Source organism: Roseicyclus sp., from assembly GCF_018402035.1.
Classification (GTDB): domain Bacteria; phylum Pseudomonadota; class Alphaproteobacteria; order Rhodobacterales; family Rhodobacteraceae; genus Roseicyclus.
The window spans coordinates 93,820-117,134 of the sequence record NZ_JAGYJN010000004.1 but is presented as its reverse complement, the minus strand read 5'-3'; the positions used below and the strand labels follow the sequence as shown (position 1 = coordinate 117,134).

21 protein-coding genes are annotated in these 23,315 nt (G+C 62.5%); 6 read left to right on the top strand and 15 right to left on the bottom strand.

The annotated features are described in order from the left end of the window. Positions 1-59: 59 nt before the first annotated feature. Together KG698_RS08400 and KG698_RS08395 are read left to right on the top strand one after the other, a co-directional pair. A complete protein-coding gene (locus KG698_RS08400; RefSeq protein WP_213685123.1) occupies positions 60-926 on the top strand; it encodes a helix-turn-helix domain-containing protein in 867 nt (288 codons plus the stop codon). 78 nt (positions 927-1,004) lie between these two features. Beyond that, positions 1,005-2,387, top strand: a complete 1,383-nt coding sequence (locus KG698_RS08395; RefSeq protein WP_213685122.1) for an MmgE/PrpD family protein — start codon at positions 1,005-1,007, stop codon at positions 2,385-2,387. A gap of 7 nt (positions 2,388-2,394) precedes the next feature. Here KG698_RS08395 and KG698_RS08390 read toward each other — a convergent pair whose 3' ends face one another. The 5 genes from KG698_RS08390 to KG698_RS08370 form a co-directional block, all read right to left on the bottom strand. Beyond that, positions 2,395-3,435: an AbrB family transcriptional regulator gene (locus KG698_RS08390; protein ID WP_300983320.1), complete on the bottom strand. Its 1,041-nt coding sequence runs from the start codon at positions 3,433-3,435 to the stop codon at positions 2,395-2,397. A gap of 204 nt (positions 3,436-3,639) precedes the next feature. Next, on the bottom strand, positions 3,640-4,599 hold the full coding sequence (locus tag KG698_RS08385) for a D-2-hydroxyacid dehydrogenase family protein (protein WP_213685121.1): 960 nt from the start codon (positions 4,597-4,599) through the stop codon (positions 3,640-3,642). Beyond that, positions 4,596-5,717, bottom strand: a complete 1,122-nt coding sequence (gene tcuB / locus KG698_RS08380) for a tricarballylate utilization 4Fe-4S protein TcuB (protein ID WP_213685120.1) — start codon at positions 5,715-5,717, stop codon at positions 4,596-4,598. Before tcuB ends, KG698_RS08385 begins: the two co-directional genes overlap by 4 nt. Then, complete coding sequence (gene tcuA / locus KG698_RS08375; RefSeq protein WP_213685119.1) at positions 5,704-7,119, bottom strand: FAD-dependent tricarballylate dehydrogenase TcuA; 1,416 nt, start codon at positions 7,117-7,119, stop codon at positions 5,704-5,706. The genes tcuB and tcuA overlap by 14 nt, the downstream gene beginning before the upstream one ends. Before the next feature lie 154 nt (positions 7,120-7,273). Next, a complete protein-coding gene (locus KG698_RS08370; RefSeq protein WP_213685118.1) occupies positions 7,274-8,569 on the bottom strand; it encodes a helix-turn-helix transcriptional regulator in 1,296 nt (431 codons plus the stop codon). A gap of 247 nt (positions 8,570-8,816) precedes the next feature. Between KG698_RS08370 and KG698_RS08365 the strand changes: the two genes are divergently transcribed. After that, positions 8,817-9,155 carry a hypothetical protein gene (locus tag KG698_RS08365; RefSeq protein ID WP_213685117.1) on the top strand — a complete coding sequence of 113 codons (339 nt, stop codon included), beginning with the start codon at positions 8,817-8,819 and terminating at the stop codon, positions 9,153-9,155. A gap of 54 nt (positions 9,156-9,209) precedes the next feature. Here KG698_RS08365 and KG698_RS08360 read toward each other — a convergent pair whose 3' ends face one another. The 8 genes from KG698_RS08360 to KG698_RS08325 form a co-directional block, all read right to left on the bottom strand. Continuing rightward, a complete protein-coding gene (locus KG698_RS08360; protein ID WP_213685116.1) occupies positions 9,210-10,193 on the bottom strand; it encodes an ABC transporter substrate-binding protein in 984 nt (327 codons plus the stop codon). 38 nt (positions 10,194-10,231) lie between these two features. Continuing rightward, a complete protein-coding gene (locus KG698_RS08355) occupies positions 10,232-11,149 on the bottom strand; it encodes an ABC transporter permease (protein WP_213685115.1) in 918 nt (305 codons plus the stop codon). Next, positions 11,146-12,057 (bottom strand): ABC transporter permease, encoded by a 912-nt coding sequence (locus KG698_RS08350; RefSeq protein WP_300983427.1) that lies wholly within the window; start codon positions 12,055-12,057, stop codon positions 11,146-11,148. The genes KG698_RS08355 and KG698_RS08350 overlap by 4 nt, the downstream gene beginning before the upstream one ends. A 138-nt stretch (positions 12,058-12,195) precedes the next feature. Beyond that, a complete protein-coding gene (locus KG698_RS08345) occupies positions 12,196-13,011 on the bottom strand; it encodes an ABC transporter ATP-binding protein (RefSeq protein ID WP_213685113.1) in 816 nt (271 codons plus the stop codon). Beyond that, positions 13,011-14,465, bottom strand: coding sequence for a dihydropyrimidinase (gene hydA, locus KG698_RS08340; protein WP_213685112.1), 1,455 nt, complete (start codon positions 14,463-14,465; stop codon positions 13,011-13,013). Before hydA ends, KG698_RS08345 begins: the two co-directional genes overlap by 1 nt. A gap of 26 nt (positions 14,466-14,491) precedes the next feature. Next, positions 14,492-14,749 (bottom strand): hypothetical protein, encoded by a 258-nt coding sequence (locus KG698_RS08335; protein WP_300983315.1) that lies wholly within the window; start codon positions 14,747-14,749, stop codon positions 14,492-14,494. Next, entirely contained in the window at positions 14,746-15,996 is a 1,251-nt protein-coding gene (locus KG698_RS08330) for a Zn-dependent hydrolase (RefSeq protein WP_213685111.1), read from the bottom strand. Before KG698_RS08330 ends, KG698_RS08335 begins: the two co-directional genes overlap by 4 nt. A 36-nt stretch (positions 15,997-16,032) precedes the next feature. Then, on the bottom strand, positions 16,033-17,364 hold the full coding sequence (locus tag KG698_RS08325; protein ID WP_213685110.1) for an aspartate aminotransferase family protein: 1,332 nt from the start codon (positions 17,362-17,364) through the stop codon (positions 16,033-16,035). A 243-nt stretch (positions 17,365-17,607) separates the two neighbouring features. Here KG698_RS08325 and KG698_RS08320 point away from each other — a divergent pair, with 243 nt between their 5' ends. Beyond that, entirely contained in the window at positions 17,608-18,219 is a 612-nt protein-coding gene (locus KG698_RS08320; RefSeq protein WP_213685109.1) for a TetR family transcriptional regulator C-terminal domain-containing protein, read from the top strand. 111 nt (positions 18,220-18,330) lie between these two features. Here KG698_RS08320 and preA read toward each other — a convergent pair whose 3' ends face one another. Both preA and KG698_RS08310 read right to left on the bottom strand, forming a co-directional pair. Next, positions 18,331-19,635, bottom strand: coding sequence for an NAD-dependent dihydropyrimidine dehydrogenase subunit PreA (gene preA, locus KG698_RS08315; protein WP_213685108.1), 1,305 nt, complete (start codon positions 19,633-19,635; stop codon positions 18,331-18,333). Positions 19,636-19,718: 83 nt separating this feature from the next. Next, positions 19,719-21,053 (bottom strand): NAD(P)-dependent oxidoreductase, encoded by a 1,335-nt coding sequence (locus tag KG698_RS08310; protein WP_213685107.1) that lies wholly within the window; start codon positions 21,051-21,053, stop codon positions 19,719-19,721. 311 nt (positions 21,054-21,364) lie between these two features. On the opposite strand from KG698_RS08310, the gene accB reads away from it, so the two are divergent. Both accB and accC read left to right on the top strand, forming a co-directional pair. Then, positions 21,365-21,859, top strand: coding sequence for an acetyl-CoA carboxylase biotin carboxyl carrier protein (gene accB, locus KG698_RS08305; protein WP_213685106.1), 495 nt, complete (start codon positions 21,365-21,367; stop codon positions 21,857-21,859). A 12-nt stretch (positions 21,860-21,871) separates the two neighbouring features. Beyond that, positions 21,872-23,218, top strand: a complete 1,347-nt coding sequence (gene accC / locus KG698_RS08300; protein WP_213685105.1) for an acetyl-CoA carboxylase biotin carboxylase subunit — start codon at positions 21,872-21,874, stop codon at positions 23,216-23,218. The last annotated feature ends 97 nt before the right edge of the window (positions 23,219-23,315 follow it).

Here is a 23,315-nt window from a genome sequence, read left to right as displayed (position 1 = left end):
AGGGGCGCGCGCAGCAAAGACGAATGGACGGTGCCAACATCGGCTGGTAGAAATCGAACATGACCGCGCCAAGCCATATCCCCGTCTTCGCCCTTTATGGGCAAACCACTCCCTTTCCCGATATCGTTTATATCGAGCGCTTGGCCGACCGCGCGGCAAGCGGTGGCTGGCGGATCGACGCCCATCGCCACGGGCAATTGTCACAGGTCATCATCATCGACCAAGGTGGCGCGAGGGCCCGGATTGATGGGGATGAGTGCCGGTTGGCGGCGGGGGATTTCCTGTTCATCCCCGCACATGCGGTGCATGGCTATGATTTCAGCCCCGGCACGGCGGGGCATGTGATCTCGCTGCCATCGGCGCTTTTGGTCAGCGACGCGGCGCAATCGCCGGGGGTCAAAGCGGCCCTCGCGCGCCCCTTGCGCGGGCAAGCCGACGCGACCTTACAACGGCTTGTTGCGCTTTTACTCGAGGCTTTCGCCGCCACGGGTCGATTTCGAACACAGCTGGTGCTGCCACTGGCGCAGGCGCTTTTGGTGGCGCTGGCCGAGAACACATCGGCGCGCGCGCCGGGTGCCGCCCCACACCGCGACGGGCGGCTGATGCGGCTGGACGCGCTGATCACAGCACAGATGGCGCAAGGCTGGGGCGTGGCCGACTATGCCCGCGCGCTTCAAATCAGCACCGCCCATCTCGGGCGCCTTTGCCGCGCGGCCAGCGGCATGGGGGCCAAAGCCTATATCGAGCAAGCCGTGATGGATGAGGCAAGCCGCCTTTTGGCGTTCACCCGCCTGCCCATGTCGCAGATCGGCTATCGCTTGGGCTTTGACGACCCGTCGCATTTCTCCAAGCGCTTTCGGGCCGCGCGCGGGCTTGCCCCTTCGGCCTATCGTCGCCAGCTTGAGGGGCGGATGCTGCTCGGCTGATGGCGGGCCGCGATGCGCTGTTGACCTCCTGATGGCGCTGGCCCAGTTTGCGCGGAAAACAACAGCCGCGCGGACCCCATGACAAGAACCCCGACCATCGCCGAAGCGCTTGGCGCGCGCATCCATGCCTTTGGGCCAAGCCATCTGACACCCAAGGCGCGTCTGCGCGCACGGATCTTGATGCTTGATACCGTGGCCGTGACCTTGGCGGGCGCAGGCATGGACTGTGTCGAGATGCTTTGCGCCGTGCCGGGCATCGCTGACGCGCCGGGGCCTTGCACGCTGATCGGGCGAGGGGCCCGTGTTGCGATGCTTGATGCGGCCTTGGTCAATGGCACCGCCGCCCATGCGCTGGATTATGACGATTTCTCAAGCGTCTTTGGCGGGCATCAATCCGCGCCAATCCTGCCCGCCCTCTTCGCGCTGGCGGAGGCCGAGGGGTATAGCGGCGCGGCGGTGACGACCGCCTATGCCGTAGGCGTCGAGACCGAGATCCGCATCGCGCGCGCGGTGCATTTCCACCATTACGACAAGGGCTGGCACCCAACCGCGACGCTTGGCACCTTTGGGGCGGCGGCGGCTTGCGCGCATCTGATGGGGTTAAGTGCAGCTCAGATCGCCACCGCGCTGGCCTTGGCCGTGTCGCAATCCGCAGGCGTGAAGGCCAATTTCGGCACGATGACCAAGCCCTTCCATGTGGGCCAATGCGCACGCGCGGGGCTATTGGCGGCGCTTTTGGCGCGGCAGGGCTTTACCGCGAACCATGCTGCCTTCGAGCATCCCCAAGGCTTTCTCGAGGTGTTCAACGGCGCGGGCAACTATGACGCAACGCGCATCTTTGCCAATTGGGCCGCGCCCTTGGAGTTGGAGGATGACGGCATCGCCATCAAACCCTACCCCTGCTGCGGCAGCGCCCATGCCGCGATCCGCGCGGCACTGGAATTGCGGGCGCAGACGGGGCTTGATCCGGCCAAGATCGCCAAGATCACGGTGTTGGTGCATCCCCGCCGCCTGCCCCATACCGATAACCCTTGGCCAAAGACGGAATTGCAGGCCAAGTTTAGTGTCCAATACCTCGTCGCGCGCGCGTTGCTGGACGGGGCGATCAAGCTGACCCATTTCAGCGAAGCGGCGATTGCACAGGAGGCTGTGCAGGCGCTTCTCGGACGGAGTGAGGCCCGCCCCCATCCCGAGATGGGCGATCATAGCGTCAGCCAATGGGCGGCCGAGGTGATCGTCGAGATGCAGACAGGCGCGCGTCTTGCGCACCGCATCGACGATTTGATGGCGGATGGCGGTGCAGTGCCCCCGACAACCGCCGATATGCGCGACAAGTTCATGGATTGCGCCGCGGCGGTGGGCCCTGCAGATTGGGCATCCGCGCTTTTCACGGCGTTGGATGCGCTTGACACCGCCCCGGCACTTGGCCCGGTTGTCGCCATGATGGCGCGCCCGGCTTAAGCGCCATTTAAGCAAACCATCGCGCCAGAACGGGCGTCAAGCCCATCACCAGCACCAAGCGCAGCACATGGTGAAAGATCACGAAAGTGATATCCGCCCCTGTCAGGATCGCGAGCATCACCATCTCGGGCTGGCCGCCGGGTGCAAAGGCCAAGATCCCGTGCAAGAGATCATTGATCCCCATCAGATAGATGATCTCGCCAAAGAGCACGGTCAGCAGGGCCAGCATCAAGGCATAGCCCGCACTGGCCGACACCACGCGGCGCAGTTCATCGCGGGTGACGCCCACGTAATGCGCGCCCACGCTCATGCCGATGACGAATTGCGCCAAGATCAGCGCCTCGGTCGGTGGGCGGTTCTCGATCAGGCCCAAAAGGCTGGCCGCCGCCGACAAGATCATCGGCCCAAGGATCGTGGCCCCAAAAAGCCCGATCCGCTTGGCCCCGATATAGCCGAAATAGGCGCAGCCGGTGAGGATGGCGATATCCATCAGCGGGATATCCGTGAACGGCACACCGGGTGCGGCGCTCAGGTTCACATCGACGTAAAAGCTGATGAGAAATGGCAAAAGCGACACCAGCGTCAGGATGCGGGTCGCATGCACTAGCGAGAGCGCGCGGACATCGCCGCCCTTTTCGCTGCCCAAAAGGATCATCTCGGCAAAGCCGCCGGGCACGGTGGCGAAATAGGCGGTGGGTTTGTCAAAGCCTGCCACACGGCGGAAAAACGGGTAGCCGATCAGCAGGGAAATGGCCAAAAACACTGGCACAAGGCTGGCGCTGGCCAAGGTCTGTGGCAATTGCTCCATCAGCGAGGGCGAGACGGATGAGCCCGCCGCCACCCCAAGGATTGTGCGCACAGCATTGAGCCAATTGGTCGGCACACCCTTGAGTTGCGCGCCCATCAATGCGGTGATCAGACACGCGGCCAGCGGCCCAAGCAAGAAGGGCAGCGGCATGGAAAGCCACCAAAACACGACCGTGCCAACCAGACCGATCAGCGCGGTCCAAAGCCGCCTCATCCAAAGCGCGCGTTGCGTGTCGATCATGGGGTCTCCGATCCTCTGGCCAGTGGCAAAGCCGGAGCCCTTGCGGGCTTCACGCGATCCATTTTGTTGATTGTCAACAATTCTCAGCGCTCCGCAAGGCCGCGTTGCACGCGACCGTGCCGATGTCACAGGCAAAGCCGCGATGCATCGATCTTGCCAGCGGCGGTGTCACATGGCCTTGGTGCTGTGCCATGTGGCCACTCCTTAAGCGCCGATTACCCGAAGCGGCGCGCCCTCGGTGAATGCGCGCACATCTTCCGCCGTTTCGCGGTACATCCGCTCATAGGTGGCAAGTGCGCCATAACCCACATGCGGGCTAAGGATCAGGCGGCCCGATGCGATCAGGTCCGCATCACGCCATGGGCTGTCCTTGGGCAGCGGTTCTTCTTCAAACACATCGATGGCCGCATTGGCGATCTGGCCTGCGCGCAGTGCCGCCAAGAGCGCATCGCGGTCGATGATTGGCCCGCGCGAGGTGTTGACGATGCCTGCGTCGGGCTTCATCCGCGCCAGTTCCGCCGCGCCGATCAGGCCGGTTGTGCGCTCGGACAAGACCAGATGGATGGAGGCGACATCGGCCATCTCCAACAGCGCGCCAAGGCTATCAGCGCGGCTTACCCCCACCTCTGCGCAGCGCGCATCGGTGAGATTCTGGCTCCATGCGACCATCTTGACGCCGAAAGGCCGCGCCAAGGCCGCGACATCGGCCCCCAGCCGCCCCAGCCCGATCAGGCCAAGCGTCAGCCCATCAAGATCGCGGCCCGCCGGGGCCTGCCAGCCGCCACGCGCCATGCTGTTGAGATTGCCGACCAGATTGCGGCTCGCCACCAAGATCAGCGTCATCGCAAGCTGTGCGGTGGCCGCCGCCCTGCTTGCCGTACCGCAGACGGTTATGCCGCGCTGCTTGGCCGCGTCCATGTCGATTGACAGGTTGCGCATGCCTGTCGTCACGATCAGCCGCAGATTGGGCAGCGCATTGATCAGATCGGCGGGCATCGGCGTGCGCTCGCGCATGACGCAGAGCACATCGAAAGGGCTGAGCGTTGCGACCAAATCCCTTTGCGGGATCGGGTCGCGAAACACCGTCACATCACCGCCCAAATCGCCCCAATCGGCAAAGCGGTCGCTGTAGCCAAGATAATCGTCCAGAACCGCGATTTTCATGCCATCACCCTTGTTTTTAGCCCGGTCCGCTTGGCCATGGCCAGCCGCACAAGAGCTGCGAAGCGATAAAGCCCGTGCACGAACTTGCCATAGGGCATGGTCAGAAACAGCGCAAAGACCACCCCCAGATGCAGCGCCAACAATAGCCCCATCGCAGGCGTGCCGCCCAAGATATGCAGGCCCAGCCCCGTGACCGCCGTCAGATGCAGCATCAAGATAAAGGCCATCGCCATACCCCGCGTCTCGGGCGCGACCAGATCGGGCAGGCGGCGCTTTTTGGCGGCCATCAACCCACCGGTGCCCGCGGCCAGCATGAAGCCGCCAACCGTGCCCAACATCTGCGGCAGATCCCACCACGCATAGGGCGCCACGCGGCCAAAGCCGTAGTGATAGATCGTGCCGACCGATGTGGCCGCAAAGCACAGAAGAAAGCCGTAGAACGTCAAATGATGATAAAGCCGCCGCTTGTCCTCGGGCTTGTCATCCTCGTTGAAACAGCCCGCACCCCCACCATCAAGATAGCGCAAAGACCCCGCATCCTTGACCGCCTGCCAGAGCGAGGCGGGGGCGGCACCTTCGACCATGCGCACCGCATTGGCATCGCGCCAGAAATTGCGCAGCCCCATGAGCATGGCAAAGATCGAGAACAAGAATACGGGGCCAAACAGCCCCACCATCGCGTTATGCGACATCAGCGCATAAAACCCCTCGGGCGAGGTATGGGCCGAAAACAGCGCGCCGGGCGCGTTCCACGCGATCATGCCTGCCAGAAAACCCGTGACCGACAAGGCCGCGATCACCGCGATGATCAAACCGTTGCGCGCAAAGACCGGGGCAAGCGCTGCGGGCCATGCGTAGTGGCCATAGCTTTCTTGCCGCACAGCCGCCAAAGTCTTGGGCAGGTTGATCGCAAACTCATGCGGCGGCGAGAATTGGCAGTCGTGATAGCACGCCCCGCAATCATGGCAGAGATTGGCGAAGTAATCGATGTCGCCCGCCGCGAAACTGCGCTGCATCTGAAGCGCGGGAAACACCGCGCAAATCCCCTCGCAATAGCGGCAGGCGTTGCAGATGGTGATCTGGCGCTCAGCCTCTTGTTGTAGTTCAGTTCCCAACATGGCGCGCCGCCCCCTCTCCTGCGAGGCGCCCGAAAACAGCGCCGATTGTCATGCCGATACCGGCCAGATAGCCGCGCCCCAGCACATTGCCCGCCATGATCTCGCCCGCAGCATAGATATTGGCGCTTGGCCGCCCGCCCTGCATCAAGACGCGCGCCTCGCGGTTCACCCGCGTGCCGAGATAGGTGAAGGTGATGCCGGGGCGCACCGGGTAGGCGTGGAAGGGCGCTTGATCGATGCGGCGCGCCCAATGCGATTTGGGCGGCGTGATGCCTTCGGTCCGGCAATCATCATGGATTTCGGTGTTGAATTCGCCATCGACCACAGCGGCGTTAAAGCGCCCGATCTCGGCGGCAAAGGCTGATGGATCAAGCCCCAGCTTCTCGGCCAGCTCTTCCAGCGAAGGCGCGGAAATCGCGGGATAGACCGAGGGCATGAAACGGCCCGCAGCCTTTTCGTCGAACACGATCCAGGCGATCTGGTCGGGCTGATCGGCGACCAAGCGGCCCCAGATCGCATAGCGCTTGGGCCAGAAATCCTCGCCCTCGTCATAAAACCGCTCGCAGCGGTTGTTCAGCACCACACCGAAGATGATGCAATCAAGCCGGGTGACGATGCCACCGTCGAACTGCGGCGAGCGCGCATCGATGGCCACCGCATGGCATTGGGTGGGGTCGCCCACAGGCTCCACCCCCGCATCAAGCAGCATGCGTAAAATCGTGCCGCGGTTGTTGGGCGTGCCGCGGATCAAGAAATTCTCGGCCCGCTCGCCCCAATATTCCTTGAGCCATTCGATATTCGCCTCGAACCCGCCTGCCGCCGTGACAAGCGCGCGGGCATGGACGGTTTGCTGCCCATCGGGGCCTTCGATCACGGCGGATTTGAAAAACCCATCCTCGATATCAAGCGCTGTGGCGCTGGTGTCATAGCGGATTTCCACGCCCATCTTTTCGGCGGTGTCGTAAAGCGCGTTCAGCATCGCCCGCCCGCCGCCAAGGAAAAAGGCGTTGGTCCGCCCAAGGTTCAGCGTGCCACCCAAGGGTTGCTGGAAGCGCACGCCCACGCCGTTCATCCAATCCCACAGATCCTTGGATTCCGCGATGGTCAGCCGCGCCAGTTCCGGGTCGGTCTCACCGCCTGTGACGCGCATGAGATCATCCCAAAACTCATCCTCGGGGTATGGGCCGGTCAAGATCTCGTTGCCCTCGTCATGGGCGCAGCGCAGGTTGCGGGTGTGGCGCGTATTGCCGCCGCGATAGAACTTGGGGGCGGCCTCGACCACCAAAACCGTGGCGCCTTGGCGGCGCGCCTCGATGGCGGCGCAAAGCGCGGCGTTGCCCCCCCCGATCACAAGGACATCGACACGCGGATCGGTTTGCACGGCTTGCGGTTGGGCGGTCATGGGCTTTGATCCTGACGTTGGGGGCGCGGCGTGGTCTGGATGCAAACTATCCGGCCCGGCCGCGTTTCACGCGAATGTTATACGGCTGTATACATGCGGATACGCGGTGGTCAAGCACCACCCCGGATCATGCCCAAGGGCAAACACGGCGCGCTCAACGCCGCGCGGCACATCCCATGCGCGGGCAAAGATGACACCCCGGCCCTGCGGCAATCGCGGGCGGTTGGTGATCTGTGGCCGGTGCCTCCGCGACAGGCGTCAGCAACATCACCGCCTGCATCACAGGCGCCTCGCCAAAGCCCATCGGGGCGGCGGGTTGGCTCACCGCCCAAGCGCGAAACCGCGCGCCTTGGGGCATTTCGATCAGCGACATCTCGGGTTGGCCGGGGCGACCCAGCGCGCGGTATAGCGGCCAAAGCGGGCAACCCGCGCCAAAACGTGGGATCGAAAAGGCCGCAAGACGGCGGCGAAAGATCAAGGCCCCCGAACCATCGCAGACCGCAAGGCCAAAGGGCGGCGCACCCGCTGCGGCCTCGGTCTGGCGCGGCAGGGTGGCAAGCCTGCGCAAAACCAGCGCCACATCGCCCTGCCCTAACCCCAAAAGCAGCGCCGGGTCATAGCCTGCCGCCTCGGCCGCGGGGCGCATCACCGGCAGGGGCAGCCGTGCGGCATCCATGGCATAGGCCAAAAGCCATCGCTCGCCCAAGGCGCGGGTGGCCAGATCTTCCATCCCTGCCGCGCGTGATAGCACCAGCGGGATCGCCGCGCGCCCATGGGTTTCGATCTCGGGGAAATGATGGCCTGCGGCCTCGAACATCGCCTCAACGGTTTCGGTGGGGGTGGAGGCGGCGCGCGCATCGGCCTTTGCCGCGTCCGGCTCGAAATGACGGATCAAGGCGGTGGCGCGTGTCGATAGGCGCTCGGCCTCTTCATGCAGGTTGCGGTGAAACCGCCCGCGCCAAACGGCGTCAATATCGGCCTCACGTACCAAGATATCGGCGGTGGAGCGGATAGCCGCGACACTCGACAAGACCTCGTGCATCGCCTCGGCCAAAAGCGGGTCATGCCCGATCCGGTCGCGCAACCCCTCGACCATGGCATCAAGGGCCGCGATGCGTTTTTGCTGGGCAGCGATCAGCGCCGCCCATCCGGGGAAGCGGCCCGCCATCTCGTCGATCCGCTCGGTCTCGGGCGGCGCGTCAAGGTTGCCCGCATGATCGCGCGCCACCGATTGCAGCGCGTCGTAAAGCGTCGCATCGGCCCCCTCGCTCAACTGCGCAGGCTCGACGGCCAGCACACGGGCCAGTGCGACCAACAGCTTACCGCCGATCCGTCGGCGGTTATGCTCGATCAGGTTGAGGTACGAGGCAGAAATACCCACCGCCTCGGCCAGATCGGCCTGTTTCATGCCCAGCACCAAACGGCGCTCGCGGATGCGATTGCCGGTCAATTGCGTGCGCCGCGCAAGGGGTAAGCTGGAAGCCATCAAATACCTGCGAATATTGCTGGCCACAGCTTAACAGAAAAGCATCCCTTTATGAATGGGTTATCGGTGGATTTACAAATCCGTTCCGTGATGTGACCCGCCGTGTCAAAGCCGCAGAATACGGTGGATTTTAGCGATCCTCTGGCGCAACCCCGGCCCATGATCCAAGATGGGCGCGGGCTGGGGGCTTTCGTTTGACGGAGGCCAAGACATGGTCTTGCCCATTCTTTCGCGATCACCCCCCCAATCCGGCGGCACATCCATCGCGCCGCGGTCCGATCCGCTGATCACCCGCCAAGATGTTGATACGACCGCCCCGCTTTTGGGGCAGCGAGCTGTGCAGCCCACCGATGCCACACAGACCACGCGCAATGATACATGGCCACAACTGCCGCCGGACCCCGCACCGATCAAGGGCTTGGGTATCCCGCCCCTGAACACGCGGCAGGTCGGTGATTTCGACCGGTTGGATGCCCCCGAGCCGCCCGCACCGCGCTATGAGATGGCCCCCATCCAAGGGAGGGCCGAACATCTGAACCGCAAGGCATGAAACGACAACAGCCCCGGATTGCGCCGGGGCTGTCGATCAGATCAAGCGTGGCGATCAGTTGGCCAGCGCCGCGTTGGTCACCGCATGGGTCCATGCGCCGGCGGGCTCGGCGGTGATGACGGCATCACCCCCTTCGAGCAGCGTGCGCACCGTGCGGGCATAGGATGCCTCGTCCAAGGTGCCATCGCCGCCGGCTACCAAAAGCGCGATCTCGCCCATCATCCGCTTTTGATGGGTTTCGGTCTGCGCGCCGGTCTCGTCGTAATCGAGCACGATCATCGCCGCATCATCGGGGTTTTCCGCCGCCCATGCCCAGCCCTTCATCGAGGCGCGCACAAAGCGGGTCATCTTGTCGAAGAAGGCAGGGTCGTTAAGGTTATCTTCAAGCACATAGATGCCATCTTCCAGCGTATCCATGCCGTAGTCAGAATAGCGGAAGGTCACCAACTCATCCGGGCTGACGCCCGCATCGATGATCTGCCAATATTCATTATAGGTCATGGTCGAGATGCAATCGGCCTGACGCTGCAACAGCGGATCGACGTTAAAGCCCGCCTGCAACAGCGTCACGCCATTCGCGGACCCATCGACCGGAATGCCCAGCTGGTTCATCCAGCCCATGAAAGGGTATTCATTGCCAAAGAACCAATGTGCCACGGTGTGGCCCGCCAGATCGGCAGGTTCAGCAATGCCGCTGTCTTTCCAGCAAGTGAGCTGGAGGCCCGAGCGCACGAAAGGCTGGGCAATATTGACCACCGGCAGGCCACGCTCGCGCGCCGCCAAGGCCGAGGGCATCCAGTTCAGCATGGCATCGGCACCACCACCGGCCAAGACCTGCGGGGGGGCGATATCCGGCCCGCCGGGCAGGATGGTGACATCAAGGCCCTCTTCTTCGTAATAGCCGTTCTCAAGCGCCACATAGTAGCCCGCGAACTGCGATTGGGTGACCCACTGCAATTGCAGCGACACCGCGTCTTGCGCCTGTGCCGCGCCTGCGGCCATGGTCAGGGCAAGTGTTGGGATCAGTAGCTTATTCATTCTCTTCCCTCCAGGTTGGACCCATCGTGATGGGTGTGTCAGCCCCGTCTTTGCGACGGGTGCCAAAATGTTGTTTTGCGCTCGATCAACGCCACAATTCCGTAAAACAGCGAACCGGCCAATGCGGCCACGGCAATCTCGGCCCAGACCATATCCATGGCCAGACGCCCCATCTCGATCTTGATGCGAAAGCCCATCCCAACCGTGGGTGAGCCGAAAAATTCAGCGACAATCGCCCCGATCAGCGCAAGAGTCGTGCAGATCTTCAACCCGTTAAAGATGAAGGGCAGCGCCGTGGGCAGGCGCAGCTTGATCAGGGTTTGGGGATAGCTTGCCGCATAGGTGCGCATCAAATCGCGCTGCATCGCGTCCGACGCCTTGAGCCCTTGGACGCAATTGACCAGCATCGGGAAAAACACCATCGCAACAACGACGGCTGATTTCGACTGCCAGCCAAAGCCGAACCACATCACAAAGATGGGGGCCGTGCCCACAATGGGCAGTGCGGCGATGAAATTGCCAATCGGCAACAGCCCGCGCTGCAAAAACGGCGAGCGGTCAACGGCAAGGGCCGCAAGAAAGGCCGCGCCGCAACCCATCGCATAGCCCGCCAGCGCACCCTTGAGGATGGTTTGCTGGAAATCGGCCCATAGCGTGGCGGTTTCCGTCACGATCCGCGCCCAGATCGCCGAGGGTGCAGGCAGAATGACGAAAGAGATATCGTAAAGCTGCACCGCCATTTCCCATAGCGCCAGAAGCGTCACGCCAAAGATCAGCGGCACAACCAGCCGCGCGCCGCGGCGATGCGCGCGGTCCGATAGCCAAGCATTCAGCGCCCAAGCCCCGAACCAGACGCCCAAGATCAGCGCAAGGCGCGTGTCGTTGAGGGCGGCCCAAACAATCAGCGCCACGCCCAGCACGGGCAAGCCCCAAGGCACAAGACCAACCGCCCTCATGGCCGCGCCCCCATGCGCTTGAGCACCACCCGTTCCAGCGCGCCCAAGATCATGACCAAAGCCGCCGCACAGATCGCTGCCATGAAGAGTGCCGACCAAATCTGGATCGTCTGGCCGTAATAGCTGCCGGTCAAAAGCCGCGCGCCAAGGCCGAAACGCGCACCCGTGGGCAGTTCGGCCACGATCGTGCCCACCAAAGCTGCGGCAATCGATACCTTGAGCGAGGTGAACAAGAACGGCACCGATGCGGGCAGGCGCAGCTTCCAAAAGGTTTGGGCAGGGCTGGCCGAATAGGTGCGCATCAGGTCAAGATCACTGGTCTGCGGGCTGCGCAGCCCCGCCACCATGCCGACCACGACGGGGAAAAAGCTCAAATAAGACGAAATCAGCGCCTTGGGTACCAACAGCTTGGTGTCATCGCTGATCCACCCTTGATCGACCGCAGCATTCAGCACAGGCAGGTTCGAGACCACCACCACGATGATCGGCGCGATGGCAAGGATCGGGATGGTCTGGCTGGCAATCGCCCATGGCATCACGCTCATATCCATCGCGCGGCTATGCACGATGCCCACGGCCAAAAGGATGCCCAAAAATCCGCCAATCCCAAAGCCAAGGATCGTGGGCCAAAGCGTATGATAGGCATGAAAGATCAAATTGCGCGGATTGCCCTGCATCTGGCCGCGGCGTTCGCGCATGATCGGCTCGCCCACCGTCGTGTTCCAGATCTCGGCTGCGACCTGATGGGGCGGCGGCAGCACGGGGCGTTCTTGCGTCATGGCGGCCGCAATGATCTCAAAGGGCGTCATCTCGATATTCTGGCGCTGCATCTGGTCAAGCGTCCAAGCGCGGTTCATCATCACGCTGGCGCCATACCAGATGGCAATGATCGCCATGAGCACGGTCATAACCGGCAGAACCCCTGCCGCCAGACCGCCCAGCGCCCAAGATGCGCGCGCGGGCCTCTGTGTCAGCGCAGCACTCATGCCCACCACCCTGACCAGCCGCGCGTAAGTCCGACCATGCGATCATGCTGGGCTGCGCGCTCAATCCTCATAGGCATGACCCGCCCGCAGCCCCTCGCGGACACGATGGGCGATGGCCAAAAATTCCGGCGTGTCGCGAATATCAAGCGGGCGCTCGCGCGGCAGGTCGCTGTCGATGATATCGGTGATCCGGCCCGGTCGCGGGCTCATTACGACGATCTTGGTCGAGAGATAGACCGCCTCGGGGATCGAATGGGTGACAAAGCCGATGGTTTTCTCGGTGCGTGCCCAAAGCGTCAAAAGCTGTTCGTTCAGATGGTCGCGCACGATCTCATCCAGCGCGCCGAAGGGTTCGTCCATCAGCAAGATATCGGCATCGAAGGCCAGCGCGCGGGCGATGCTTGCGCGTTGCTGCATGCCGCCTGACAACTGCCAAGGGAATTTCTTCCCAAACCCCTCTAGATCGACCAAGGCCAGCACATCGCGCACGCGCCTGTCTTGCTCGGCGCGGTCAAAGCCCATGATCTCGAGCGGTAGCTTGATGTTCTTCTCGATGCTCCGCCACGGGTAAAGGCCAGCGGCCTGAAACACATAGCCATAGGCACGGCGCATCCGCGCCTCATCAGGGGTCATGCCATTGACCGTGATCGTGCCGCCCGTCGGATGCTCCAGCGCCGCGATCACGCGCAAAAACGTGGTCTTGCCGCAACCCGAGGGGCCAATGAAGCTGACGAATTCGCCCTTATTGATGGTCAGGTTCACATCGCGCAGCGCATGGACCGGGCCATCATTGGTCTGAAAGGTCAGATCAAGGTTTTTGGCTGCGATAACTGGGCCGGTCGCATCAGGCGCAATCGCGGTGGTGGGTTGCACCATCACACCCCCGTCGCGGGAATGCCCGTGCGTTCCACTGGGCGTGGGGCTGTCAGCTCTTTCCATGTGCTAAGCGCGCGGTTGACCGTGCCATTGCCGGGGCGCTTGACGAATTGGCCATGCCCCTCTTGCGTGCGGATCTCGCCATCATGCACGGCCACATGCCCGCGCGTCAGCGTGAAACGCGGCAGACCCTTGACCTTGTGCCCCTCGAACACGTTGTAATCGATGGCCGATTGCTGGGCGCTGGCCATGATGGTCTTTTCCTTTGCGGGATCCCAGACCACGATATCGGCATCCGCCCCCACCAAGATCGCGCCCTTTTTCGGGTAGCAATTCAAGATCTTGGCGATATTGGTCGAGGTGATGGCCACAAACTCATTTGGCGTCAGCCGCCCCGTCGCCACACCATGCGTCCACAGCATCGGCATGCGGTCCTCAAGCCCGCCCGTGCCGTTGGGGATTTTCGAGAAATCGCCGACACCAAAGCGCTTTTGCGCGGTCGTAAAGGCGCAGTGATCCGTCGCCACGACCGACAGCGAGCCCGACATCAGGCCGGCCCACAGGCTGTCTTGATGTTTCTTGTTGCGGAAAGGGGGCGACATCACGCGGCGCGCGGCATGGTCCCAATCGGGGTGGAAATACTCGCTTTCATCCAGTGTCAAATGCTGGATCAAGGGCTCGCCCCAGACCCGCTTGCCAAGCGCGCGCGCGCGCCGGATCGCCTCATGCGCATCCTCGGACGAGACATGGACGACGTAAAGCGGCACACCCGCCATATCGGCGATCATGATGGCGCGGTTCGTGGCTTCCCCCTCGACCTGCGCGGGGCGGGAATAGGCGTGCGCCTCTGGGCCGGTATTGCCCTCAGCCAAAAGCTTCGCGGTCAACTCGGCCACCACATCGCCGTTCTCGGCATGGACCATCGCGATGCCGCCAAGCTCGGCCAGACGGTTGAAGGACGCAAAAAGCTCATCGTCATTGACCATGAGCGCGCCCTTGTAGGCCATGAAATGCTTGAAGGTGTTGATCCCGCGATCTTCGATCACGGTCTGCATCTCATTGAAAACCTGCTCACCCCACCATGTCACGGCCATGTGGTAAGAATAATCGCAATTGGCGCGACCGGCCTTGTTGTCCCACATCTGGAGCGCGTCGATCAGCCCTTGACCGGGCGAGGGCAGCGCGAAATCGACCACCATCGTGGTGCCACCCGACAGCGCGGCGCGCGTGCCGCTTTCAAAATCATCGGCCGAATAGGTGCCCATAAAGGGCATTTCCAAATGCGTATGCGGATCGATCCCGCCCGGCATGACGTAACAGCCCGTGGCATCAAGCACGCTGTCACCCTTGAGATCGGGGCCGATTTCGATGATCCGGCCTGCTTCGATCCGTAGATCGGCGGCATAGCTCAGATCGGCCGTCACGATGGTTCCGCCTTTGATCACAGTGCTCATCGCATCTTCCCCCGGTTGTGTTTCGATCAGCTCGCAGGCGCGCGCACGCAGATCATGCGGTCATCGCGCGTCAGAAGTGGCAGAAATGTCGTCTCGACCGGCCCCTCATAGCGGTACCAATAGCAGCCATCACTCTCGAGGCGGACTTGCATCAAATCTTGGCCCGGTGCCGCCAGTTCGCGCACCTGTTCGCTAACCTGTTCGGTTTCGCCCTCGGGCGTCGGGGTGACACAGGCCGAGAGGGCGAAAACCATGGCAAGGGTCAGGCCATAAACACATCTCATTCAACGATCTCCGCGGTCGCCACGACGGCATGAAACAACACATTGGTGCCCGCCGCCGCCCAAGCGGGGCTGATCTCTTCGGCCTCATTATGGCTCAGCCCGCCGACACAGGGGCACATCACCATCGCCGTGGGGGCCACATCGTTGATCCAGCACGCGTCATGGCCCGCGCCCGAGACGATATCCATATGGCTATAGCCCAGCCGGACGGCCGCATCGCGAATGGCACCGACGCAATCGGGGTCAAAGGCTGGCGGGTCGAACTGGCCAACGATCTGGGCCGAGAACCCGACACCGATCTCGGCACAGATTGCAGGCGCGCGCGCCATCAATTCATCCACCATGCCGTTGAGCTTTTCCAAGATATGGCTACGGAAATCCACGGTGCAGACGACCTTGCCCGGAATGATGTTGCGCGAGTTCGGATAGACATCGACATGCCCAATCGCGCCCACAGCGCCGGGCTGGTTCTTCATGGCGATCTCATGCACCAATTCGGTGATCAGCGCCAAACCCCGCCCCGCATTGCGCCGCATCGCCATGGGCGTCGATCCCGTGTGGCTTTCCACGCCCGTGATCGTGCATTCAACCCAGCGCAGCCCTTGGCCATGGGTGACAACGCCGATCTCGACCCCTTCGGCCTCAAGGATCGGGCCTTGCTCGATATGCAATTCGAAAAACGCCTTCATCGGGCGTTGGCCGACAGGTTCCGCGCCCTTCCAACCGATCCGCTCAAGCTCATCGCCAAAGCGCTTGCCCTGCGCATCGATACGGTCATAAGCCCAGTCTTGCGTGTGCCGCCCCGCAAAAACACCCGAGGCAAGCATGGCCGGGGCAAAGCGCGTCCCCTCCTCATTGGTCCAGTTCACCACGACGATGGGGTGGCGCGTCTTGATGTTCAGATCGTTGAGCGTGCGGATCACCTCCAGCCCGCCCAAAACGCCCAGCACCCCGTCATACTTGCCGCCCGTAGGCTGGGTGTCGAGATGGCTTCCGACATAGACCGGAAGGGCGTCAGGATCGGTGCCTTCACGACGGGCGAACATATTGCCCATCTGGTCCACCCCCATGCGCATACCCGCAGCCATGCACCAAGATTGAAACAGCGCGCGGCCTTCGGCATCCGCATCGGTCAGGGTTTGGCGGTTGTTGCCCCCCGCGATACCGGGGCCGATCTTGGCCATTTCCATCAGCGTATCCCATAGCCGCTCGCCATTGATCGTCATATTCTCGCCGGGCGCAGCCATGGGATTTGCCTTTCGCTTCGTTGCAGTCGGATCGGGTCAGTGCAGCCGCTTTAGAACGTCCGCCACGGTCCCGATCAGCGTGTCGATATGCGATTTCTCGATGATCAGGGGCGGCGACATGGCGATGATGTCGCCCGTGGTGCGGATCATCACATTGTTCTCATAAGCATCGAGGAAGGCCGCGAAGGCCCGCTTGGTCGGCTCGCCCGCGATGGGGTCCAACTCCACCCCGGCGATCAGGCCAAGGTTGCGGATGTCGATCACATGCGGCAGGCCTTTCAGGCTATGAACCGCATCCTCCCAATAGGGGGCGATCTCGGCGGCGCGCTCAAACAGCCCCTCTTCGCGATAGGTCTCCAGCGTGGCCAGACCGGCGGCCGAGGCGATAGGATTGCCCGAATAGGTGTAGCCGTGGAACAGCTCGATCACATGCTCGGGGCCATTCATGAAGGCATCATGGATCTCCTTGGTGGCCAGAACCGCCCCCATCGGGATCACGCCATTGGTCAGCCCCTTGGCGCAGGTGATCATGTCGGGCATGACATCGAAATAATCGGCGGCAAAAGGCGCGCCCAAACGGCCAAAGCCGGTGATGACCTCGTCGAAAATCAACAAGATGCCATGCTTGCGCGTCAACTCGCGCAGCCGCTTGAGATAGCCCTTGGGCGGGATCAACACGCCGGTGGACCCTGCCACGGGCTCAACGATCACGGCGGCGACCGTTTCCGGGCCATGCAGCGCCACGATCCGCTCCAGCTCATCGGCCAGATTGGCGCCATGCTCGGGCTCACCGCGACTAAAGGCGTTCAGCGCCGGCTGATGGGTATGGGGCAGATGATCAACGCCGTTCAGAAGCGTGCCAAAAAACTTGCGGTTGTTGACGATGCCACCGACCGAGATGCCGCCGAAATTGACCCCGTGATAGCCGCGCTCGCGCCCGATCAGGCGGGTGCGGGTGCCTTGGCCGATGGCGCGCTGATAGGCGATGGCGATTTTCAGCGCGGTCTCGACCGCCTCTGAGCCGGAATTGGTGAAAAACACATGCTCCATCGCGCTCGGCGCCATGTCGCGCAGCCGGTTGGCCAACTCGAACGCCTTAGGATGGCCCATCTGGAAGGCGGGCGCATAGTCCAACTCGCCTGCCTGTTGGCGGATCGCCTCAACGATCTTGGGGCGGTTGTGGCCCGCATTACAGCACCAAAGCCCCGCTACCCCGTCCAGCACCTCGCGCCCATCGGCGGTGCGGTAATGCATCCGGTCGGCCGAGACCAACATCCGCGGTGCCTTTTTGAACTGGCGGTTCGCAGTGAAGGGCATCCAGAACGCGGAAAGGTCATTCGGAACGGGGTTGGAACGGTCAAGCGCCATAGCGGCATTCCCTATTTTGCCGGTCCGGTCGCGCGCCGCCGAACCGCATGTTGGTTTTTGACCAAATGGTCAATCGGACGCTAGCAGAGACGCAGTGCCAGTCAACAACCCGACGCTAAATTTTGGGCGAGCGCGCGCATAAAGACAAGGCAAATGATGCGCGCGCAAGCATCCCCGCCCAAAGACAGGGCAGACCGTGAAACAGGGCTTGTGCCAAGAGGGGCCAAAGCCTCAGATACCGCCATGGCACAGCATAATCCACGCACCCGTATCCAAGCCAAGAACCGCGAAACCATCCTGGACGCGGCGCTCGAGGTGTTCTCCCTCCATGGCTTTCGCGGCGCGACCCTCGATATGATCGCGACCGAGGCCGGGTTGTCCAAGCCGAACCTGCTTTATTATTTCCCCTCCAAAGAGGCGATCCATGTCACGCTTCTCAGCCAGTTGATGGATACATGGCTCGATCCGCTGCGTGATCTTGATGCCGATGGCGACCCAATCGCCGAGCTGCGCGCCTATGTGCGCCGCAAGCTCGAACTTAGCCGGCACTATCCGCGCCAATCGCGCCTTTTCGCCAATGAAATCGTCCAAGGTGCGCCGCGCATGCAAGCGGCGCTGGCCAGCGATCTCAAGACCCTTGTCGATGAAAAATCCGCCGTGATTCAGGACTGGGCCAAAGCCGGACGTATCGCCGATGTTGATCCGCACCATTTGATCTTTTCGATCTGGGCGCTGACCCAACATTACGCCGATTTCGACGTTCAAATCCGCGCTGTGCTGGGTGATGCGCGCGATCCCTTGGCCGAGGCCGAAGGCTTCCTCGACACGCTCTTTACCCGCCTTCTGGCCCCCTGACCCTCTTTGCTTCAAAAATACTCTCGGGGGAGCGCGAGGGGGCAGAAAGCCCCCTCGCTTCTTCAATTGCGCGATCCAAGCGCGGGGGGGCAGAAAGCCCCCTCGATCGCCTCACTCCGCCGCCGGGCGCGCGGCGGGGTTGTTCGGGTGGGTCGTCCAATTGGCGTAATCATCCGAAACGGTTGCACCTGTGCGCGGATCGACGCTACCTGCGGGCATCCGCTCCATGGTGATGCAGTTCTCGACCGGGCAGACATTGACGCACAGGTTGCAGGCCACGCATTCATCATCCATCACCTCGAACACGCGCTCGGGCGACATGGAAATCGCTTGATGGCTGGTATCCTCACAGGCCGCATAGCAGCGCCCGCATTTGATGCAGGCATCTTGGTCGATCCGCGCCTTGGTGACGTAGTTAAGGTTGAGATACTGCCAATCCGTGACATTGGGCGTGGCCCGCCCGATCAAATCGGAGAGCGACATCTCCTTCTCATCCAGATACTGCGACAGCCCCGAGATCATCTCTTGCACGATCTTGAACCCATAGGTCATCGCCGCCGTGCAGACCTGCACATTGCCCGCACCAAGGGCCAAGAATTCCGCCGCATCGCGCCATGTGGTGACGCCCCCGATGCCCGAAATGGGCATGCCGCGGGTCTCGGCGTCGCGCGCAATCTCGGCCACCATATTGAGCGCGATGGGCTTCACCGCCGGGCCACAATAGCCGCCATGGCTGCCCTTGCCGTCGATCGAGGGCTCTGGGCTGAAGCTGTCGAGATTGACGGAAGTGATCGAGGACACGGTGTTGATCAGCGAAACGGCATCCGCCCCGCCCTTTTTGGCCGCGCGCGCCGGATAGCGGATATCGGTGATATTGGGTGTCAGCTTCACGATCACGGGCATGCGGGTGTTTTGCTTGCACCAGCGCGCAACCATCTCGATATATTCAGGCACTTGGCCAACGGCCGCGCCCATCCCGCGCTCGCTCATGCCGTGCGGGCAGCCAAAGTTCAGCTCGATCCCATCGGCACCCGTCTCTTCCACAAGCGGCAAGATCGCTTTCCACGCCTGTTCTTCGCAGGGCACCATAAGCGATACGATCATCGCGCGATCAGGCCAATCGCGCTTGACCTGCTTGATCTCGCGCAGGTTCACCTCAAGCGGGCGATCGGTGATCAATTCGATATTGTTAAGCCCCAAAAGCCGCCGGTCCGCGCCCCAGATCGCACCGTAGCGCGGCCCGTTGACATTGACGATGGGTGGGCCCGCCTCGCCCAAGGTTTTCCACACCACACCGCCCCAGCCCGCCTCGAAGGCGCGCACGACATTATAGGCCTTGTCGGTCGGCGGCGCGGAGGCCAGCCAAAACGGGTTGGGCGATTTGATGCCCAGAAAATCGCTGGAAAGGTCTGCCATGGTCCCGGTCTCCCCTTTTTGCGTTTTGGCCGAATTTTCGTACGAAAATTCGCATCTTGCGATTATTCGTACGAATAATCGCGCTACCCCATCAGGCTGTCATGAATATCTTCCGCCGCATCGCGCCCTTCGGCCACGGCGGTCACGGTCAAATCTTCGCCCCCCGCCGCGCAATCGCCACCAGCCCAAACACCTTTGCGCGTGGTGCGCCCCGGCCCCGTCACGGCGATCTTGCCCCCGGCAATGGTCAGCACATCGGGCGCATCCTCCAGCGTTTGACCAATCGCCTTGAGGACTTGATCGGCGGGCATATCAAAGGTCTCGCCTGTGCCGATCAATGATCTGCCCTCTGCGCGCGTGTATTCCACCCGCACGCCTGTGACCGCGCCATTGCCCAAGATCGCGACGGGCATGGCGTTGAAGACAAAGCGCACCCCTTTTGAGGCCGCCAAATCCTGCTCATAGCGGCTGGCGGGCATCGCCCCACGGTCGCGCCGATAAAGAACGGTCACATTCTCCGCCCCCAAAAGCTTGGATTGCACGGCTGCATCGATGGCTGTCATGCCGCCACCGATCACCACAACATTGCGCCCTACGGGCAGGCGGGCCAGATCATCGGCTTGGCGCAGGTCGGCGATGAAATCGACCGCGTCGCGCACGCCTGCGCGATCTTCGCCATCGGCGCGCAGCGCGTTCACGCCACCAAGCCCCATACCCAGAAATACCGCGTCATATTCGGCACAAAGCCCATCGAGCGTGACATCGCGCCCAAGTGCGCGGCCTGTATGCAGCGTGATCCCCCCGATCTGCATCAGCCAGTCAAGCTCCGCCCCCGCAAAACCATCGGTCGCCTTATAAGTGGCGATCCCGTATTCGTTCAGGCCGCCGCCTTTGGGCCGGGCATCGAAAAGATCAACATCATGGCCCTTCATCGCTAAGCGATGCGCGCAGGCCAGCCCCGCCGGCCCCGCGCCCACCACGGCCACGCGCTTGCCCGTCTGGGCCGCGCGGGCAAAGGGATGCAGACCCGACGCCATCAGCCTATCGGTGGCGTAGCGCTGCAATCGACCGATCTCGACCGGCTTGCCCTCGGCCGCCTCGCGCACACAGGCCTGTTCGCAAAGCGTTTCGGTGGGGCAAACACGGGCGCACATGCCGCCCAGAATATTCTGGTCGAAGATCGTCTTGGCCGCCGCCTCGGGCGTGCCCGTGGCGATCTGGCGAATGAACAGCGGGATGTCGATTGTCGTGGGACAGGCGGTGATGCATGGCGCATCATGGCAGAAATAGCAGCGATCAGCGGCAACCAGCGCCTCATGGGCATCGAGTGGCGCATGCAGATCGGAAAAATTTTCTTGCAATACCCGCCCATCGAGCCGCGCAGGCACGATCCCGGGGGTAAATGGGCTGTTCGTCATCGGGCATATCTCCCTGCGAGCGAATGGCGATCGGATGGATTCACGCTGGCATGGGATATTTTTTTTATCAAATGGTAAATTTATGGCGCATCACCCAAACGGCGGAATTCTTGCCTCCAACTGCGGCATTGCCGAAAAAATGGGCGGCGGATGTTTGAAACAAGCAATCAGCCGGAGCGCTCTTTGCTTACGCAACGGGTTTTCCCGGCGTAAAGCCTGCGCTATAGGCGGTGCGCAGGGGCCGATCAAACAGGACCCAGGGCGGAGGGTGCGATCTAAAAGTTGGATCGCCCCAGTTTGCGAGGACGAACATGAGCGACAAGACAGACGCGACACGCGCCAGTGACGTAGCCTTCATCGAGGCTTTGGCCGAGCTTTTGCGCAAGAACGAGCTGAGCGAAGTCGAGGTGAAGCGCGAGTATGGCGAGCATAACTGGCTCAATGTCCGCGTCGCGCGTCAGACAACAGTAGTAGCCGCCGCACCCGCGATTGTGCATGCGCCCCAGCCGGTCAGCGCGCCCGTGCCCAGCCCGGCAGCGGCCCCTGTCGCGATCGAAGATCCCGCGCAAGCGCCCGGCGCTGTGACTTCGCCCATGGTTGGCACCATCTATCTGGCACCCGAGCCCGACGCCAAACCCTTCGTGGCCGTAGGCGACCGGGTGAACGCCGGTCAGACCTTGCTCATCGTCGAGGCGATGAAGACCATGAACCAGATCCCCGCGCCGCGCGCAGGCGTTGTGAAGCGAATCCTCATCGAGGATGGCGCGCCCGTCGAATACGGCGCGCCGCTGATGATCATCGAGTAGACGGGGCGCCCCATGTTCAAAAAGATCCTCATCGCCAACCGGGGCGAAATCGCATTGCGCGTCGTCCGGGCAGCGCGCGAGATGGGGGTGGCCACCGTCGCGGTCCATTCCACGGCCGATAGTGACGCGATGCATGTGCGCATGGCGGATGAGGCGATCTGCATCGGCCCGCCGCCGTCGGGCCAATCCTATCTGTCGATGGCCGCGATCATCTCGGCCTGCGAGATTACCGGGGCCGAGGCGATCCACCCCGGCTATGGTTTTTTGTCCGAAAACGCCAGTTTCGTGCAGGCGGTCGAGGATCACGGGATCAAGTTCATCGGCCCATCGGCCGCCCATATCCGCCTGATGGGCGACAAGATCACCGCCAAGGACACGATGAAAAAGCTGGGCGTGCCTTGTGTGCCGGGCTCTGACGGCGGTGTGGCCACGCTCGATGCGGCCTATGCCGTGGGCGATGCGGCGGGCTATCCGGTGATCGTCAAGGCAACCGCAGGCGGCGGTGGGCGCGGCATGAAGCTTGCGCGCAGCAAAGACGAGATGGAAACCGCCTTTCGCACCGCGCGCGCCGAGGCCAAGGCCGCTTTCGGCAATGACGAGGTCTATATCGAGAAATATCTCGGACGGCCCCGCCATATCGAAGTGCAGATTTTCGGCGATGGGCGTGGGCGCGCGGTCCATCTGGGCGAGCGCGACTGTTCGCTGCAGCGGCGCCACCAAAAGGTGTTCGAGGAGGCCCCCGGCCCCGCCATTGATGCCGCCACCCGCGCACGCATCGGCGCGACCTGTGCCAAGGCCGTGGCCGATCTTGGCTATGAAGGCGCGGGCACCATCGAGTTCTTGTATGAGGATGGTGAGTTTTTCTTCATCGAGATGAACACCCGCCTGCAGGTTGAACACCCCGTCACCGAGGCGATCATGGGTGTCGATCTGGTGCGCGAACAGATCCGCGTCGCGGCTGGGTTGCCGATGTCTTTCCAACAAGAGGATCTGGCCGTCAACGGCCATGCCATCGAGGTGCGCATCAACGCCGAAAAGCTGCCCAATTTCGCGCCAAGCCCCGGAAAGATCACGCAATATCATGCACCCGGCGGCTTGGGTGTGCGCATGGATAGCGCGATCTATGATGGCTATCGCATCCCACCCTATTACGACAGTTTGATCGGCAAGCTGATCGTGCATGGCCGCGACCGCCCCGAGGCTTTGGCGCGGCTCAGCCGGGCCTTGGGCGAATTGATCATCGACGGCATCGACACGACCGTGCCGCTGTTTCACGCGCTGTTGAAAACACCCGAGGTGCAATCGGGCGATTACACGATCCAATGGCTTGAGGGTTGGCTTGCCGAAAACCTCGGCTGATCGGATACGCCCAGGTCAACCGATTGATCCGGGCGATATTCCGCCCCTGCCCTATGGCGGCGAAATGATCGCGTTGGGGCCAAAGCTGCCGCGCGCA

Excerpts from the sequence above, each read along its gene's own strand:
- KG698_RS08400 (WP_213685123.1), top strand. The coding sequence starts at position 60 with ATGACCGCGCCAAGCCATATCCCCGTCTTCGCCCTTTATGGGCAAACC.
- KG698_RS08395 (WP_213685122.1), top strand. The coding sequence starts at position 1,005 with ATGACAAGAACCCCGACCATCGCCGAAGCGCTTGGCGCGCGCATCCAT.
- KG698_RS08390 (WP_300983320.1), bottom strand. The coding sequence starts at position 3,435 with ATGATCGACACGCAACGCGCGCTTTGGATGAGGCGGCTTTGGACCGCG.
- KG698_RS08385 (WP_213685121.1), bottom strand. The coding sequence starts at position 4,599 with ATGAAAATCGCGGTTCTGGACGATTATCTTGGCTACAGCGACCGCTTT.
- tcuB (WP_213685120.1), bottom strand. The coding sequence starts at position 5,717 with ATGTTGGGAACTGAACTACAACAAGAGGCTGAGCGCCAGATCACCATC.
- tcuA (WP_213685119.1), bottom strand. The coding sequence starts at position 7,119 with ATGACCGCCCAACCGCAAGCCGTGCAAACCGATCCGCGTGTCGATGTC.
- KG698_RS08365 (WP_213685117.1), top strand. The coding sequence starts at position 8,817 with ATGGTCTTGCCCATTCTTTCGCGATCACCCCCCCAATCCGGCGGCACA.
- KG698_RS08360 (WP_213685116.1), bottom strand. The coding sequence starts at position 10,193 with ATGAATAAGCTACTGATCCCAACACTTGCCCTGACCATGGCCGCAGGC.
- KG698_RS08355 (WP_213685115.1), bottom strand. The coding sequence starts at position 11,149 with ATGAGGGCGGTTGGTCTTGTGCCTTGGGGCTTGCCCGTGCTGGGCGTG.
- KG698_RS08350 (WP_300983427.1), bottom strand. The coding sequence starts at position 12,057 with ATGACCGTGCTCATGGCGATCATTGCCATCTGGTATGGCGCCAGCGTG.
- KG698_RS08345 (WP_213685113.1), bottom strand. The coding sequence starts at position 13,011 with ATGGTGCAACCCACCACCGCGATTGCGCCTGATGCGACCGGCCCAGTT.
- hydA (WP_213685112.1), bottom strand. The coding sequence starts at position 14,465 with ATGAGCACTGTGATCAAAGGCGGAACCATCGTGACGGCCGATCTGAGC.
- KG698_RS08335 (WP_300983315.1), bottom strand. The coding sequence starts at position 14,749 with ATGAGATGTGTTTATGGCCTGACCCTTGCCATGGTTTTCGCCCTCTCG.
- KG698_RS08330 (WP_213685111.1), bottom strand. The coding sequence starts at position 15,996 with ATGGCTGCGCCCGGCGAGAATATGACGATCAATGGCGAGCGGCTATGG.
- KG698_RS08325 (WP_213685110.1), bottom strand. The coding sequence starts at position 17,364 with ATGGCGCTTGACCGTTCCAACCCCGTTCCGAATGACCTTTCCGCGTTC.
- KG698_RS08320 (WP_213685109.1), top strand. The coding sequence starts at position 17,608 with ATGGCACAGCATAATCCACGCACCCGTATCCAAGCCAAGAACCGCGAA.
- preA (WP_213685108.1), bottom strand. The coding sequence starts at position 19,635 with ATGGCAGACCTTTCCAGCGATTTTCTGGGCATCAAATCGCCCAACCCG.
- KG698_RS08310 (WP_213685107.1), bottom strand. The coding sequence starts at position 21,053 with ATGACGAACAGCCCATTTACCCCCGGGATCGTGCCTGCGCGGCTCGAT.
- accB (WP_213685106.1), top strand. The coding sequence starts at position 21,365 with ATGAGCGACAAGACAGACGCGACACGCGCCAGTGACGTAGCCTTCATC.
- accC (WP_213685105.1), top strand. The coding sequence starts at position 21,872 with ATGTTCAAAAAGATCCTCATCGCCAACCGGGGCGAAATCGCATTGCGC.